The sequence below is a fragment of the Paenibacillus sp. FSL K6-1566 genome (assembly GCF_038050475.1).
Taxonomy (GTDB): domain Bacteria; phylum Bacillota; class Bacilli; order Paenibacillales; family Paenibacillaceae; genus Paenibacillus_AQ; species Paenibacillus_AQ lactis.
In genome coordinates this window covers 4415668-4431382 of record NZ_JBBOSR010000001.1, presented here as the reverse complement: position 1 = coordinate 4431382, position 15715 = coordinate 4415668, and the positions used below count along the sequence as shown (strand labels likewise).

The following is a 15715-nucleotide window of genomic DNA, read 5'->3' as shown; positions in this document are numbered from 1 at the left end:
CTATTGATAACGCTTACATTTTATCATGTTTTATTCTGGGATTAAAGAACTTTTTCGAAATGCCGCTAAAAAACCCTGTACCGTTCGGTACAGGGTTTTATTATGGCTTTAGCCAGTTGAGCTCGCGAAGCGTGCGAAACAAAAAACCACCCGCTATGCGGGTGGAGGGATCGAGGGTTTGACCAACAAGACCATTCCGATAAAATTGAGATGTTCAGGCTCAATAATGAAAGGAATGGTCTTAGATGGCAAACAAGAGCTATAGTTTAGCTCACACGAAGTGGATGTGCAAGTACCACATTGTGTTCACCCCGAAGTATAGACGGAAAGAGATTTATAATCAAGTGAGGAAAGACTTAATCGAAATTTTCAAACGATTATGCAAATACAAGGGAGTGGAGATAATCGAAGGCCACATGATGCCCGATCATGTACATATGTTGGTAGCAATTCCCCCCAAAATCTCAGTATCATCATTTATGGGATACCTGAAGGGGAAAAGCTCACTCATGATATTCGAGAAGCACGCTACCTTGAAGTATAAATATGGTAATCGAAAATTTTGGGCGGAGGGATACTACGTCAGCACAGTGGGCTTGAATGAAGCCACCGTGGCCAAATATATCCGTGAGCAAGAAGCACACGACCAGGCAATTGATAAACTGAGTGTGAAAGAGTATGAAGACCCATTCAGCAAAAACAGTAGCAAGAAGAAGTAAACCAGTTTAACTGGTAAGTGAAAGTGACAAATTACACTGAGCCTGAACAATTTTATTGTCAGGCTAGCGTCTTTAGGCGCAGTTTGGCAACAAGGGGTTATACCCCAAGAGCAAACCACCCGTTTGACGGGTGGTTCTGATTTGCAGGGGATGGCCTAGCTTGGGCAATCCTCCTGATAAGACTTTTATTGGTGTTATTTAGCCGGCGTTGCTGCTGTGTCATCGGCTGCTGTATCCTTGCCTTCGGCATCTGCAGAGCTTTTATCGAGCGTGTTGGTGATTTTCGCTTTGTCCTTAAGCTCCTGGATATAAGCCGGGGACTCCTGATACACCTTTTGGTTGACCATCTGGCCGCGGATTTCTTCCTTCTTCTCCTCGAAGGTCGGGTTGGTTGCTTCCTTGCGGTCGGTCAGCTTAATGATATGGTAACCGAAGGAGCTCCTAACCGGCAGGCTGATCTCGCCCTTCTTCAGCTTGAATGCCGCTTCCTCAAAGGCAGGGTCCATCTCGCCGCGTCCGAAGAAGTCCAGGTCGCCGCCAGTATCCTTCGTTGCATCCTGGTTCTTCTCCTTGGCGATCGCAGCGAAGTCTGCGCCTTCCTGCAGCTCCTTGTAAATCTTGTCGGCTTCTTCCTTCGTTTCGACCAGAATGTGGGAAGCCCGCACCTGTTCAGGCGTAGCGAAGCTTTCCTTGTTCTGCTCAAAAATTTCCTTCACTTCATCATCGGTAACTTTGACTTTGTCGCCAAGCAGCTTCTTGAGCTTCACTTGCTCACGCATTTGCTTGCTTAGATCCTCTTCCGTCATGCCGGCCTGCATGAGCGCCATGTTGAACTGGTCCTCCGATGGGTAGCTTGCCTTGAGGGCGGCAACCTCGGCCGTTACCTCTTCGTCGGTTACGGTGAGGGACTTCTTGTTCATCTCCTGATCAATCAGCTCATCTCGGATAATGCCGTCAAGCGTTTGTGGTCCTCCGGCTTGCACCAGCGCATCGTACAACCGATCCTTCGTAATGCTGACACCGTTGACATTCGCTACTGCTTCGTTGCCGGATCCTTTGGCAAACGGTGGCACGATAAGGACGACAATCAGTGCCGCCGCGAGTACGAGGGAGGCGATCATCCATCCTTTGCTGCCGTTTCCGCCGCCGCCGGAAGGGGCTGCTTCCTCTTGCGAAGGCTGATCATCCGGGATCATCAGTCCAACCTTGTCATCCTCTTTGGACAAATCCAAGCTGCCCGAGTCGCGGAAATCCTCCCCGGAATGGCTCTCTTGCTGAATATTCTCCTCGGCTTGTCCGCTTTTCTCATCGGGCTCTCCCGGAAGATTTGGCTGCAAATCATTATCTTTCATTCAGTAATTGACTCCCTTCGATTCCAAATAATATGTTGGATCATTCTGTAACCACTGTACCAGATATGTCCGGGCTTTACCTTAAGAAAAAATAAAAAATATGAAATCAGGGATGGAATGCCCCCTAAACTATAGGAACAGCTTGCCCGCCAATCCGCAGACTATGCCCAGGAGCACGACGGAGCCCGCCACGAACCAGAGCACCTTGCGGGGGAAGGATCGTCTTACCATAAACAAGGACGGCAGACTGATCGCCGGCAGCGTCAAGAGAAGAGCCGCCGCAGGCCCCGCTCCAAGTCCAGCCGCCATGAAGGCTTGGATGATCGGGATCTCCGCTGCCGTCGGGATGACGAAGAGCATGCCCATCACGGCGAAGAACATGATCGCCAATATGCCGCCGCCGGCGGCTTCACCGAGCTGAGGGAACATCCACACCTGCAGCGCTCCGAGCAGCAGCACGGCAATGAAGTACGAGGGAACGACCCGGATGACCATGTCGGCGATGCTCGACATCCAGCGTTTCCACAGCGGACGAGGGTCGATCTCGTCAGGCTGCTCCGCGGCATCGATCTCTACGGGAGCTGCTTCCTTCGAGATCCGGTTGGCCAGGTAGCTGACACCAAAGGTCAGAAGGATCCCGAACACAAGCCGCAGCAGCGTGAATTTCCAGGACAGCACAAAGGTCATGAATACGAGTGTAGCCGGGTTAATGGTCGGATTGCCGATCCAGAAGGCGAGGGCCGAGCCAACGGATACCTTTTTCTTACGCAAGCCGACCGCGATTGGAGCCGCGCAGCAGGAGCACATCATGCCCGGTATGGATGCCAGGCCTCCGATTGCTGTGCTGCCGAAGCTGGATTTGCCCAGCACGCGCAGAAGCCAGCCTTGCGGGAGCAGAGATTGCACGAGGCTTCCCAGCAAAATGCCGAGCACGGCGGCTTTCCATACGGCTTTAAAGTAGGTGACGGCATAGTCCCAGGCCGCTTGCCAAGACGGCAAGGTGTTATCCGGTTGAAAGTTCAGGATGGATGAGCCGATACTGTGATCTACGATCGCTTTAAGGGCTTTATTGTAATACGGCCACCATTTTACATATGTCAATCCTGCCGCCGCGATCATGATAAACAGGATGATAAACCATAAGGTTTTTCTGCGGTCTGTATGATGAAGCGGCATTCGGCCATCATTGGTGTGAGTCATAGTCGAGATTCCTCCGATATATCTGGGATGATAAACATATTCCAATCCATTATTATACCATAAATCAAGCATAAGCAACTATTTTACCAGGGAATCAGATACGCGAACCAGGATTAGACTTCCTGCGGTTGATTTTTTATAATAGAAAGGAGGGTTTTGCAAATCCTGAGGTAAATGCGTAGCGTAATAAACGAAATTGTTTTTCCCCGGAGTCCTTGAGCTGTGTTTCACCGGCACCTCATATCCGGGGTTGTTGCATGTTGAATCCCTAACGGGGGTAACCGCCGTAATATATATAATGAAGGGAAGTCCTAGAAATGAGTCAATCCGACAAAATAAAGCTAACCTCTTATTCCTCCAAAGGCGGCTGCGGCTGCAAGATCGGCCCGGCCGACTTGGCGCAGGTCATACGCAAGCTGCCCCAGGCGGAGCCGAATCCGAATTTGCTCGTCGGGCTGGATACGAGCGATGATGCCGGCGTCTATCGTCTTACGGATGACCTCGCCATGGTGCAGACGGTCGATTTCTTTACGCCTATCGTTGATGATCCTTACGATTTCGGGCAAGTGGCCGCAGCCAATGCAATCAGCGACATTTACGCGATGGGCGGCAAGCCGCTGACGGCGCTGAATATTGTGGCATTTCCGATTTCGACGCTGGACAAGCAGGTACTGGCCGACATCCTCCGCGGTGCGGGCGATAAGCTGAAAGAAGCGGGCGTTACGCTGGTCGGCGGTCATTCGATCGACGACAAGGAGCCGAAATTCGGCTTGGCCGTTACAGGGACTGTTCATCCGGATAAGATCAGAACAAACGCCGGCGCTAAGCCGGGCAATGCCCTGATCTTGACCAAGCCGATCGGCGTCGGCATTATGTCCAGCTCCATGAAGAAGGATTTGTTAAGCGATGATGAGATCCGCCGTGTCACGGCAGTTATGGCTGCTTTAAATAAAACCGCCGCTGAAATCATGGAGCCTTATCAAGTGCATGCGTGCACGGACGTTACCGGCTTCGGTCTCCTCGGTCATACGCTTGAAATGGCGAAGGGAAGCGGAGCGGGAATCCGGATTATCAAATCCGCTGTGCCGGTATTGGAACGGGTAAGGGAGCTTGCCGAACTCGGCGTCATTCCGGGAGGAACGAAGAACAACTTCGACCATGTGAAGGACTCCGTTGATTTTCCGGACGGAATGGACCAATACGATAAGTGGATTCTGAGTGATGCCGTCACATCTGGAGGCCTTTTGATTGCGGTGGAGGGCTCCCAGGCGGACGCGCTTCTTCAAGAGCTGCAGGCTGCGGGATTAGAGGCCGGCCGGATCGGAGAGGTCGTTTCCGAGCATGGCGGACGGATCTCGGTTGAATGGTAAGCAAGCAAGGACCGCTTGCAGGCGAATCGATATAAGGAGCGAACAGACATGTTTCAAGACATCACGGTAGAAGAACTTATGGAACTTCAGCGGAATAAGAAGCTGACATTGATCGATGTCCGTTCCCCTTCGGAATATGCGGATGCGACCATTCCCGGCAGCCTGAATATCCCGGTATTCAATGACGAGGAGCGGGCTGAAATCGGAACGCTGTACAAGCAGGTCGGGGTTGATGCGGCGAAGGAGCGCGGGCTGGCGATCATGTCCGCCAAGCTGCCCGCATTCGTGAAGCAGTTTAAAGAAATCGAGGGGGATAAAGCGGTATATTGCTGGCGCGGAGGCATGCGCAGCCGAACCGCAGCGACCGTGCTTTCCCTGATGGATATCCATGTCAGCCGGATTTCGGGCGGAATCAAGGCATACCGTAAGTATGTGCTGGATACGATGGAGCGCCTGAAGCTCCCTGACGAATCCTTCGTGCTGCATGGCCTGACGGGAACCGGTAAGACAGCGGTGCTCAAACAGCTGCAGGAGGAAGGCTACCCGGTGCTCGATCTGGAGGGGCTGGCCGGGCACCGCGGCTCGATCTTCGGCCACATCGGCCTTAATGCAAGCAATCAGAAGTCGTTTGACGCCAAGCTGTTCGAGCGGTTGAAACAGCTGGAGCATGCCCCGTATATTGTGTTTGAAGCGGAGAGCAAGCGGATCGGCAAGATTGTCGTTCCCGATTTTCTTATGCAGATGAAGGAGAAAGGGGTCGCGATAGTACTGGAACTTCCGATGGAGGAGCGCATTCGCCAAATTATGGAGGACTATCGCCCCGAGGAATATCAGCAGCAATATTTGGAAGCGTATCGTCTGATCAAGGGACGGATCCATACGCCGATCGCTGCCGAAATCGGAAAGCATCTGGAGGAAGGGCGTTTCGCCGAAGGGATCCGGATGCTGCTGGAGCATTATTATGATCCGAAGTACAACTACACTGCAAGCCAGTATCAAGACAGTGAGCCGGTTACTGTCTCGGTAAGGAGCGTAAACGAAGCGGCAGATGCCGTGAAGGAGATCCTGACAAAGCGCGGACAGCTAAAAACCGGTGCTTAGAGCTCCGCATGGTCGCCCCCTCACTTAGACAGATAATGGAACGGTTAGCAGCGGCGAATCGATCATCCAAATCATTGGATGAATAGGAAAAGATCGCCGCGTTGACCAATTTTTACTTGCGATCCTGGTGTTTTGTTCTCATGACAGAACACAACTTCAATCGCCCTAGCCTGAAGCGGATGCTTAAGTAATCCAACTCAGGGAGGGCGATTGTTTATTTTAAAGGGTGTATTCCGCCGTGATTTGACAAAGACTATGAAAATATCGGGAAGAACAGATCCACAGCTCCTTTTCTTCATGGCAGGAAAATGGTATGATCTTGATTCGCCCATTTGTCTCGGATACGATTCCATTCGATAAAAAGGAGAACGTCATTGTGCAGGAACAGTTAAATCGGCTGAGGGTGCGAAGGCGGTGGATTGATTTCATATCGCTAAGTACTTTATTGGCTTTCGTCCTATTGGCCGCTCTAGTGAAGCACAAGAGAATAGATGATTGGGACCATGCGATTAGTCGATATGTTCAAAGCTTCGAACAGTCGTGGATCACGGATATCGCAGTCTGGCTTTCTTTTATTGGCTCTAGAGATCCGATTATTGTTTTGTGCCTGATTGCGATCGCTTTACAGTATGTACTGCTCAAGCATCGAACTGAGATTTTGCTGCTTATCGGAGTCATTGCCGGCTCCTCGATTCTAAATCTTCTATTGAAGCTTGCGTTCCAGCGGATGAGACCGGATATCCACCGATTGATTGAGGTAACCGGCTACAGCTTTCCCAGCGGTCATTCGATGGTTGCCTTCTCGTTCTACGGTGTTTTGGCCTATTTGCTGTGGAGGCATATTGAGTCCGGAAAAGGCCGGATCGTGCTGATCGTTATTGCCATCCTTATGATCGGGAGTATCGGCTTGAGCAGGGTTTATCTTGGCGTTCACTATCCCAGCGATATCGTTGGGGGGTATTTGGCTGCGAGCTTCTGGTTAGCCTTGTCGGTCGGGCAGTATGAGAGGTTCATGGAGCGCTTCCGTCGAAAGGATGCCGGAATGATTCGCGGGTCAGGCTAGTAGCGCTCGCGCGCATCGTATCGGATGCTAAAAAGGTAATTCAAGTCATAGCGGTTCTTGTGAAGGAGTATGTATCATTGTGTTCATTGCTGAGTTTAATAGGTGTAGCGTGAGGTTTAATGATGTAACAGATAAGGAGGGCTGCCTATGGCATTCGGAGCAAGAATGTTCAAAACCGGTCTCGCCGTAACCTTGGCGTTGTATATGGCGATGCTGCTGGATTTCAAATCGCCGGTCGTTGCCGCAATCGCCGCCATATTCGCCATGCAGCCTTCGATTTACCGATCGTGGAGATACTTCCTGGATCAGCTGCAGACAAGCACGCTTGGAGCGATTCTGGCCATGCTTGGCGGCTATTTCCTGTCCAATCAGCCGATCTCGGTCGGCCTGATCTGTATTGTCGTCATTATGATCTGTATGAAGCTGAAGATGGGAGAGACGATTGGACTGACATTGGTTACGGTCATCTCGGTCATGGAGGCATCCGGTCAATGGGATTTTGCTTTGAACCGGTTCATTTTAACGCTTATTGGAATTATATCTGCCTTCCTCATTAACATTCTCGTCTTTCCGCCCAAACCGAAGGAGCAGTACATTACGCGAATTCATACGGTATTCGGGAAAATGTCGCTCCTGCTGCGCACCGCGATTTCCCATGAAATGAAGGATTCGGTGTATCGTGCGGAGAAGAAGGAACTCGAGTCTGCGATTAAATCGTTATCCGACAAATACAACTTGTTTGAAGAGGAGCAGAAGAAGCTGAAGCGTGCGAAATACAGCCAGGCGAGACAGCTTGTGGTATATAAGCAGCTGCTTCAATCGCTTCGCAAGGGCTTCGAAGTGCTGGATGCGGTTGAGAACCATTATTTCCAAGCCGAGCGTACGGAGGAGATCGACCAGCAGTTCGATGCCAATTTGGAGCGCTTGATGAAGTACCATGAGCACATCTTATGGAAATTTGAGGGCAAACTGAAGCCGAACGAGGATGAAGCCGAGACGATGGTTGAGAACAATGAGGAATTTATGGCGCACGTCATGTGCGGCCCTGGAGGAGAGCCCGGCGGGCTTCGTCTTTCCGTTGTTGCCGCGGCAATGTACGATTACGGGTACCAGCTTGATCGTCTGAACCGGGTAGCGGAGCATGTGGAACGCGTGGTAGAGGATGACGGGCAGGAGGAGCCTTTGTTTTCGTGGCTGAAAAAATAAGGTGACGAACGGGTTCCGTTGAACCCGCTCCGAACCCTATACGTTACGAAGAGATCATGGAAGGCAGCAAAAAAGCCGGCTTCGCAGCCGGCTCCTAATGTTCATTATAATATTGATTCCACTTCATCACACTGCTATAATAAGCAATGTTCTGTCATTAATAAGACATAAATGGTCATAATATGACAATTATATTGTATCACAGATTTCTTACGCTGTCAACCAGTAGATTAGGGGGATGAGCAATGGCTATCAGCGAACAGGATTGGCAAGATGAACAAGGGCGAGTTACAGAAGTTACGGGCAAGATCGGACGGAAGATTTCGGAGTTGGAAGCAGATGTCGGAGGGATACGCGAAGAAGTCATCGAAATGCGGAAGGATTTCTGGGACGAGGTAACCGTGAACTTCAGCAACCCCGATGATTTGGGCGAGACGTCAACGAACCTGAGACAGCAATCCCAGGTGTTGTCGGAACGGGAACGCGCCCATCTGCAATCAAGCAAGCTGCTCAAGAAATACCGGAAGCTTGTCGATTCCCCTTATTTCGGACGGATTGATTTTCAGGAAGACGGATGGCCGGAGACGGAGTCGATCTATTTGGGAACAGGCTCCTTCATGGACGAGGATATGGAGACCTTCCTGGTGTATGACTGGCGGGCACCGATTTCCAGTCTTTATTATGACGGAGCGCCGGGACCGGCCCAGTACGAGACGCCTTCGGGCATGGTGACCGGAGAGATGCTGCTTAAACGTCAGTTTGTCATCCATGACGCCAAGATCCAGGTGCTGTTCGATACAGGCATGACGATCGGCGACGAGCTTCTCCAGCAGGTGCTCAGCCATAGCGCGGATGATCGGATGAAATCCATTGTCGCTACGATTCAAAAAGAGCAAAATGCGGTCATCCGCAACGATAAAACGCGCATGCTTATTGTCCAAGGGGCTGCAGGCAGCGGAAAGACCTCGGCTGCCCTGCAGCGGGTCGCATACCTATTGTATAAATATCGGGAGACGCTGCGGGCGGATCAGATGATCCTGTTCTCGCCCAACCCGCTCTTCAACAGCTATGTGTCCACCGTTCTGCCCGAGCTGGGCGAGGACAATATGCAGCAGACGACGTTTCAGTCTTATCTTGAGTTTCGGCTGGGCAAGGAGTTTGATTTGGAGGATGTGTTTACCCAGACGGAAACCCTTCTAAATGAAGAAGACTCGCCGGAGTATAAAGCCAGGCTTGAAGGCATCGCCTTTAAGTCCTCGGGTGCATATCTGGATACGATTCGGCGTTATAAGGAATTGCTCGAGAAGGAAGGAATGCTCTTCAAGCCGGCGGTGTTCCAAGGCAAAGTAATCGTGAGTTCCGATGAGATGGCGGCGCAGTTTTACAGCTACGACTCTGCCGTTAAGCTGGCCGGCCGCATTGATCTCATGAAGGAATGGCTGCTGAAGCGATTGTCCGAATTCGCCCAGCAAGAGAAAAGTGCGCCTTGGGTGGAGGAGAAAATCGATTTGCTCGACTCGGAGGATTATCAACGCGCTTACCAGACGATGCGGAGAAAGCAGAATCGTAAGGAAACGACCTTTGACGATTTCGAGAAAGAGCGGGATATTCTGGCCAAAATGGTCGTCAGCGACAGCCTGAAGCCGATCCGGCGCTGGATCAAGCGGTATCGATACGTCGATGTATCGGGTATGTACCGTAAGCTGTTCCAGGACGAAGCATTATTCCGCCGGGCTGCCGGAAACACGGGTTGTTTGCCGAAGTATTGGGAGCAGATCTGCAATCTCACCGTTCAGGCATTGCATGAGAAACGGCTGATGTATGAAGATGCTACGCCGTTCCTCTATCTGAAGGAGCTGCTTCAGGGCTTCCGGACCAACACGTCGATCCGGCATGTCATTGTCGACGAGGTTCAGGATTATTCCGCCTTTCAGCTGGAATTTCTGAAACGGCTGTTCCCGCGGGCGAAGATGACGGTGCTGGGGGACTTGAACCAGGCGATCTATGCGCATGGCGAGGCGCTAGGAAGTTTGGAAAATCTGGTCAGCCTGTACGGTGAAGAAGAGACCGAGGTCATTAACCTCACTCAGAGCTATCGTTCAACGCATGAAATCGTGGAATTTACGCGGCAGATGATCCCCGGCGGAGACCGGATCGTTCCATTCAATCGAAGCGGCGAGGCACCGCAGGTCATCCCGGTCAAGGATGAAGCAGCGCTTGAGCAGGCGGTGATTCAAGACATCGCCGAGCTTCATGCCCAAGGATATGAATATGTCGCTGTGATCTGCCGAACGGATGAGGAGAGCCGGCGCGTGCACCGGCAGCTGTCGGAGAGCGTCCAGGTTCGGCTTATCACCAAGAACACGCCTGCCTTTGAGAAGGGAACGCTTGTGGTTCCGGCGTATCTGGCCAAAGGCGTAGAATTTGACGCGGTGATCATCTACAACGGTTCTGAGGAAGTATACCGCCGGGAAAGTGACCGGAAGCTGTTCTACACGGCATGCACGCGAGCCATGCACCGGCTTCACATTTACCATGTCGGCGAGAAAAGCCGTTTTATTCCGGATTCAACAAATTAGAAGAGGCGGTATCCTCTGCTAGGAATGCAATGAGGTTGATGTGCCAGTTTAGGCCGTCAGCCTCTTTTTTTGATAAAACATTTGGCCAGTGGACAATAAAGTAGGTGTTTTCCGTAAAGTTTTGCGTTTCATCCGTCTGATGATCTATTCATTTCATGAGCTTTTTTGCCGAAAAATACCTTGGGAATATAAATTCATACAAAAGGTCGGGTGCTCACGGATGAAAATAAAAACGAAACTCATACTTTCATCTACGATTCTTGCCGCGGTCACGGCGGTAATCATAGTCATTGCATTTATTTCCACAAATTCGACAGAGAGAAAGTTCAGTCAAATCATCGATGTGGATCAGAAGATCATCTATAACCTGACCCAGCTGGAATATTTATTAACCGGCATATCGAATGATGAACGGGGTTATTTGTTAACCGGCGACGATGAGTACGTCAACTCGTTGAAGTCGAAGCAGCAGTCCATCGCAGCCTTGATGGAAGAGACGAAGGGATTGATGACCTCCGCCGAGGACAAGAAGGTGATTGAGGGCATCGAAGCGGGATTCGCCGATTATACCGGTGCGGTCACCGAGGTATTGAATAAGCTCGGTTATGATTCCGGATTCTATAAAGCGGTGCCTTTCCGAATCTATGAGGAGGCCTTCAATCGAGAGCGGGAGCTCCGCAAATCGTTTGAAACGCTCGTTACCGATTTTACAGCCAGCAAAAATGCAGCGCTGGCCAAGCAGGCGAACCGAATTGCCGAAGCCAGCCGATTCCAGAATAACGTCATTCTATTGATAGGACTTGCCGCAATCGCGTATTTTGCCGTACAGGGATATCTGCTGACCCGTTCGATTCAGCCTTTGAACCGGATGAAGGATCAGCTGTTGAAAATTGCGGAGGGAGGCGGCGATCTCGTAACACGGCTGCATATTACGACGAAGGATGAAATCCGGGATGTCGCCGACGCATATAATAAGCTGGTACAGGGCTTTAGAGACATGGTGGTGAAAATTCAAGATACGGCAGGCCAAGTCGGCGCATCCGCGTCTCTTCTGCATACGACGACCGAGGAGATTCGCCAAGCCACGCATCAAACCTCAAGCATTATGGAGCAAGTGGCTGCAGGGGTAGAGAGTCAGCTTCAGGATACGGAGGAAACGACAACAACCGTAACCGATATGGCTGAAGGAATGAAGCATATCGCAATGACGGCGCAAGAGGTGTCCGGACTTGCATCGACAGCCAACAGGCTGGCCGCCGATGGAGAGCAAGCGATCGTACAGACGTTGAATCAAATGAAGGGCATCCGTACAAGCGTGGACCAGTCGGCGCAATCCGTACGCCACCTTGGCGAGCGAGCCTCCAGCATCGGAGTCATGGGTCAGGTGATCATCGAAATTGCCGAGCAGACCTCGCTGCTTGCGATGAACGCTTCCATCGAAGCCGCCAGGGCGGGCGAACACGGCAGAGGCTTCGCGGTCGTTGCGGCCGAGGTCCGAAAGCTGGCCGACCAGGCTTCGAATTCTTCGATCGAAATCCGCCAATTTGTTCAACAGCTCCAGCAGGACATCTATGAGCTTGCGAATGTGATGGAACGAAGCACCCGCGAGGTCTCCGAGGGCATGGATGTCGCGCAAGGGGCGGAACGGGCGTTCAAAGATATCGAGCGGGCCATCGAGGAATTGAACGGTCAGATGTATGGCGTGACCGTGGCAACGGAAGAGATGAATGCCGGAGCCGAAGAGCTGGTGCACACCATCCGCAGAATACAGGACGTAACGGAAACAACGGCAGCGGGAACTCAAAGCGTAAGCGCGGCGACCGAAGAGCAGCTGGCTTCGATGGAGGAGATTGCGGGCTCCGTAGAGGATTTGAGCAGCATGTCGAAGCAGCTGACGGAGCTGATGTCCGGGTTTAAAGTGTAGGCAGTACCATAATTTATTCGGGTAAAATCGACCACCTTGATCGGATGCATATTCTAGGCGAAAGAACCTACAATATGGATACTGATAACATAAAGGTGGTCTTCTCATGGAAAGTAAAAAATGGGACCTGGTTGCGCTTGCTTCCATACCGCTCATTATGACGCTCGGCAACTCCATGCTGATTCCCATTTTGCCGCAAATATCTAAAGTCCTGGGAATAAGCTCCTTTCAAGTTAGCATGCTGATTACGGTTTATGCCGTGGTAGCCATTTTGCTGATACCGATCGCAGGCTATTTATCGGACCGGTTCGGGCGCAAGAAGATCATCATACCGAGTTTAATCATTGCGGCGGCGGGCGGGGCGGTCTCTGCCGTGGCAGCATGGCTGCTCGCGGGAACGACATCTTATTATGTTATTCTGGCTGGCCGGTTTCTTCAGGGAATCGGTGCGGCGGGCGCATTTCCGATCGTGATTCCGCTGGTCAGCGATATGTTCAATGACGAAGAGAAGGTCAGTAAAAGCTTGGGTATTATCGAAACATCCAATACGTTCGGCAAGGTTATAAGTCCAATCCTAGGGGCGCTGCTAGGTAGCTTTCTTTGGTTTCTGCCGTTTATCGCCATTCCGGTCCTGTGTTTGATCTCGTTGGTGCTCGTCATCTTTCTGGTGAAGGCGCCCAAGGGAGATAATCATGATGAGCGATCCCTCGGCGAGTTTCTAAAGACAACCCGTGAGGTGCTTCGCGAGAAGGGACGGTGGATGTATGCCATATTTGCGATCGGAGGCATTGCCATGTTTGGCGTGTTTGGCATGCTGTTCTATTTATCCGAGACGCTGGAAAGCACATACCGCCTGCAGGGAGTCGTTAAAGGCTTGGTGCTTGCCATCCCTCTTGCCCTGTTGTGTTTGGCTTCCTACTTGGCAGGGAAATTCACCGGAAAAAACAAACGAGGGATGAAGTGGACGGGGTTTGCCGGAATGTGCCTCTTAACGGCTTCGCTGCTCGTGATCGGATTCAGCGATCAGATCTATTTCGTGATCGGCATGATGACCATCGGCGGAATCGGGATCGGAATGGTTCTCCCATGTATGGATACCCTGCTGACCGAGGGGGTTGACAAGGAGCAGCGGGGAACGATCACGTCGCTATACAGCAGCATGCGGTTTATCGGCGTATCGCTGGGACCGCCCGTCGTCTCCTTGCTGCTGGGAACGCATCACGGGGTCATGTTCGGCACGCTTGCAGCCATCGCTGCGGTAGGCGGATTGCTTACGCTGTTTGCCGTGAAACCCGAAGCCAAGAAGGATGATCCGGGGGGCGGATCCTATCGGGTGGCATTCAAGAAGCCGAAGGGAATTAAGAAAAAAGGTCTTGTCCACAAGTGAGTGGACAAGACCTTTTTTTCGTTTATGCACATGAAAGAGCTGCAGGGCGAGTTATCCGGCAGCGCTCTGATTCGACTCGTTTAAGGCAGGAGGAGCTGCCGCAGTCCCCCGCACCAGCTTCATGATGCCATATATCACGATAAGCAGCACCAACGAGATGGCAGAGAACCGGTACATCATGCCGTAGGATGTTGCCTTGGCAATCGACCCCAGCACAATCGAGCCGACCGCTACGCCGAAGTCGAGCGAGTTGAAGAACATGCCGTTAGCCATGCCGCGCTGCTTCGGATGAACCTCCTGGATCATCCAGGTCTGAATCGATGGCTGCATTGCTCCGTAGCCCAGGCCGTAGCATAGTGCCGACAGCAGCAGCGAACCCGTTGAAGTGGCAAAGGTCAGCAGCAGCAGGCCTGCAATCATAAGAATGGCAGCCGGAACCATCAGCGCTTTATGCCCATAGCGATCATAAATTTTGCCGGAGAACGGGCGAACGAGAATGATGGCCAGCGCATTGAACAGAAAGAAGTATTGGGGATTGCTGAGATGGGCCTCATGGCCATATAACGCCATAAAGCTGAGCAGTCCGCCGTACGTAATCGACATTAAAAAGTTCAGTACGCTCGGGAGGATCAGTTTGCGGTTAAATCCGGTCGGCATATCATCCGCCTGCGCCTTAGACACCGGCGAGGCCTCCGCCTTCGGTTTCTTGGATAACAGGATGAAGGCCAGCGGGAAGATCAGAATATTAATCAGCACGGTAAGCATCACGAGCGGCGTAAAGCCTCCGTCCTGAAGCATCGTAAGTCCGATCATCGGACCGATGGACATGGCCAGCGTCGTCGATAGACCGAAATACCCCATACCTTCGCCCATCCGTTTGGGCGGAATCACGTTGGATGCCATCGTCGGGAACGAGGTGCTCGTCATGCCGAAGCCGATCCCGAACAGGATGCGCATCATGAGCAAAAAGACGATACCGGTGGCCCAATAATAACCAAGGGTTGCCGCCAAGGAGATGACAAGGCCGACATACAGCAGAAGCCGGAGCTTGCCTTTCTCCAATGCTTTGCTTGAGACGAATCTTGATAGAATCGCACTGAATGCAAATAGACTTGTAATGAGGCTGACCTGAAGCGGGCTGGCCGTAAAGGCATCCTGCGCATATGCGGGCAGCGTGGTCAGCATCATCTGCAGGGTCAGGAACAGGAACAGGTTGCTGACCATCAGGGTAATGAATTCTTTGGTCCATAATGGTTGTTTCGGGTTGTTATTCGGGTTCATGTAGGCTATCTCTCCTGTTGTTCTGTAGATGTTGAAGATTATCATTGATGCGTGAGAGCGTATCCCAGAATAGCTCCAGCTGCCGGCTGTCGATTCCTTCGATGATCTGCCGGCCGCACTCGCGTTCGATCTCCGCCGTAGCGTCAATCAATTGCTTGCCGGTTTCGGTCAGATACAGCTGGAAAGCTCTGCGGTCATGCGGTGAGACTGTCTTTCGCGTATAGCCCTTCTTCTCGAGCAAATCCAAAATCCGGGTCGTCGTAGGCTGATCCTTATCGGCCTTCGCCGCGACCTCTTTCTGATTCAGCCCTTCATGCTCCCAAATGCGATACAGGACGAGCCACTGCTCGGGCGTTATGTCATACGGCTTCAAAGCATGACCGAACCATTGGGAGGCCCGCCGATAGGTGTAGCCGAGGTAAAAGCCGATGGAGGGATTGGAGGCAGGGTTTTTCAAGAAACAAGTCACACCTTTCATTTCACGCTTTCAAAAATAGTTGTCTTAACAATTATATGTATGACATTCGTTTGAC

The 15715-nt window shown here is 51.7% G+C and carries 12 protein-coding genes; 8 read left to right on the top strand and 4 right to left on the bottom strand.

The genetic code is table 11. The features are described from left to right. Positions 1 to 245: 245 nt before the first annotated feature. The gene (gene tnpA / locus NST08_RS19515; RefSeq protein WP_213613863.1) at positions 246 to 719 is read left to right on the top strand and encodes an IS200/IS605 family transposase; all 474 of its coding nucleotides are present in this window, start codon (positions 246 to 248) and stop codon (positions 717 to 719) included. 194 nt (positions 720 to 913) lie between these two features. Here tnpA and NST08_RS19510 read toward each other — a convergent pair whose 3' ends face one another. After that, positions 914 to 2071, bottom strand: coding sequence for a peptidylprolyl isomerase (locus NST08_RS19510; protein ID WP_210094713.1), 1158 nt, complete (start codon positions 2069 to 2071; stop codon positions 914 to 916). A 129-nt stretch (positions 2072 to 2200) separates the two neighbouring features. Next, on the bottom strand, positions 2201 to 3271 hold the full coding sequence (locus NST08_RS19505; protein WP_341342187.1) for a permease: 1071 nt from the start codon (positions 3269 to 3271) through the stop codon (positions 2201 to 2203). A 317-nt stretch (positions 3272 to 3588) separates the two neighbouring features. Between NST08_RS19505 and selD the strand changes: the two genes are divergently transcribed. The 7 genes from selD to NST08_RS19470 all read left to right on the top strand — a co-directional run bounded on the left by selD (position 3589) and on the right by NST08_RS19470 (position 13901). After that, positions 3589 to 4641 (top strand): selenide, water dikinase SelD, encoded by a 1053-nt coding sequence (selD, locus tag NST08_RS19500; RefSeq protein WP_341342186.1) that lies wholly within the window; start codon positions 3589 to 3591, stop codon positions 4639 to 4641. Positions 4642 to 4689: 48 nt separating this feature from the next. Continuing rightward, positions 4690 to 5742: a tRNA 2-selenouridine(34) synthase MnmH gene (gene mnmH, locus NST08_RS19495; RefSeq protein WP_144878612.1), complete on the top strand. Its 1053-nt coding sequence runs from the start codon at positions 4690 to 4692 to the stop codon at positions 5740 to 5742. 313 nt (positions 5743 to 6055) lie between these two features. Continuing rightward, positions 6056 to 6805, top strand: a complete 750-nt coding sequence (locus NST08_RS19490; protein WP_341342185.1) for a phosphatase PAP2 family protein — start codon at positions 6056 to 6058, stop codon at positions 6803 to 6805. Positions 6806 to 6952: 147 nt separating this feature from the next. Further along, positions 6953 to 8011: an FUSC family protein gene (locus tag NST08_RS19485; protein ID WP_007132147.1), complete on the top strand. Its 1059-nt coding sequence runs from the start codon at positions 6953 to 6955 to the stop codon at positions 8009 to 8011. 245 nt (positions 8012 to 8256) lie between these two features. Then, positions 8257 to 10590 carry an RNA polymerase recycling motor HelD gene (gene helD / locus NST08_RS19480; protein ID WP_341342184.1) on the top strand — a complete coding sequence of 778 codons (2334 nt, stop codon included), beginning with the start codon at positions 8257 to 8259 and terminating at the stop codon, positions 10588 to 10590. Between the two features lie 220 nt (positions 10591 to 10810). Continuing rightward, a complete protein-coding gene (locus NST08_RS19475; protein ID WP_007132145.1) occupies positions 10811 to 12514 on the top strand; it encodes a methyl-accepting chemotaxis protein in 1704 nt (567 codons plus the stop codon). A gap of 106 nt (positions 12515 to 12620) precedes the next feature. Further along, on the top strand, positions 12621 to 13901 hold the full coding sequence (locus NST08_RS19470) for an MFS transporter (protein WP_341342183.1): 1281 nt from the start codon (positions 12621 to 12623) through the stop codon (positions 13899 to 13901). 51 nt (positions 13902 to 13952) lie between these two features. On the opposite strand, the gene NST08_RS19465 is transcribed toward NST08_RS19470, so the two are convergent. Both NST08_RS19465 and NST08_RS19460 read right to left on the bottom strand, forming a co-directional pair. After that, positions 13953 to 15182, bottom strand: a complete 1230-nt coding sequence (locus NST08_RS19465; RefSeq protein ID WP_213614422.1) for an MFS transporter — start codon at positions 15180 to 15182, stop codon at positions 13953 to 13955. Further along, a complete protein-coding gene (locus NST08_RS19460) occupies positions 15169 to 15639 on the bottom strand; it encodes a MarR family winged helix-turn-helix transcriptional regulator (protein ID WP_028405335.1) in 471 nt (156 codons plus the stop codon). The genes NST08_RS19465 and NST08_RS19460 overlap by 14 nt, the downstream gene beginning before the upstream one ends. Between the last annotated feature and the right edge of the window lie 76 nt (positions 15640 to 15715).

Bases quoted from the DNA above. Each gene is read 5' to 3' on its own strand.
- NST08_RS19490 (WP_341342185.1), top strand. From the start codon at position 6,056: ATGATCTTGATTCGCCCATTTGTCTCGGATACGATTCCATTCGATAAA.
- NST08_RS19505 (WP_341342187.1), bottom strand. From the start codon at position 3,271: ATGACTCACACCAATGATGGCCGAATGCCGCTTCATCATACAGACCGC.
- selD (WP_341342186.1), top strand. From the start codon at position 3,589: ATGAGTCAATCCGACAAAATAAAGCTAACCTCTTATTCCTCCAAAGGC.
- mnmH (WP_144878612.1), top strand. From the start codon at position 4,690: ATGTTTCAAGACATCACGGTAGAAGAACTTATGGAACTTCAGCGGAAT.
- NST08_RS19485 (WP_007132147.1), top strand. From the start codon at position 6,953: ATGGCATTCGGAGCAAGAATGTTCAAAACCGGTCTCGCCGTAACCTTG.
- NST08_RS19475 (WP_007132145.1), top strand. From the start codon at position 10,811: ATGAAAATAAAAACGAAACTCATACTTTCATCTACGATTCTTGCCGCG.
- NST08_RS19465 (WP_213614422.1), bottom strand. From the start codon at position 15,182: ATGAACCCGAATAACAACCCGAAACAACCATTATGGACCAAAGAATTC.
- NST08_RS19510 (WP_210094713.1), bottom strand. From the start codon at position 2,071: ATGAAAGATAATGATTTGCAGCCAAATCTTCCGGGAGAGCCCGATGAG.
- NST08_RS19470 (WP_341342183.1), top strand. From the start codon at position 12,621: ATGGAAAGTAAAAAATGGGACCTGGTTGCGCTTGCTTCCATACCGCTC.
- helD (WP_341342184.1), top strand. From the start codon at position 8,257: ATGGCTATCAGCGAACAGGATTGGCAAGATGAACAAGGGCGAGTTACA.
- tnpA (WP_213613863.1), top strand. From the start codon at position 246: ATGGCAAACAAGAGCTATAGTTTAGCTCACACGAAGTGGATGTGCAAG.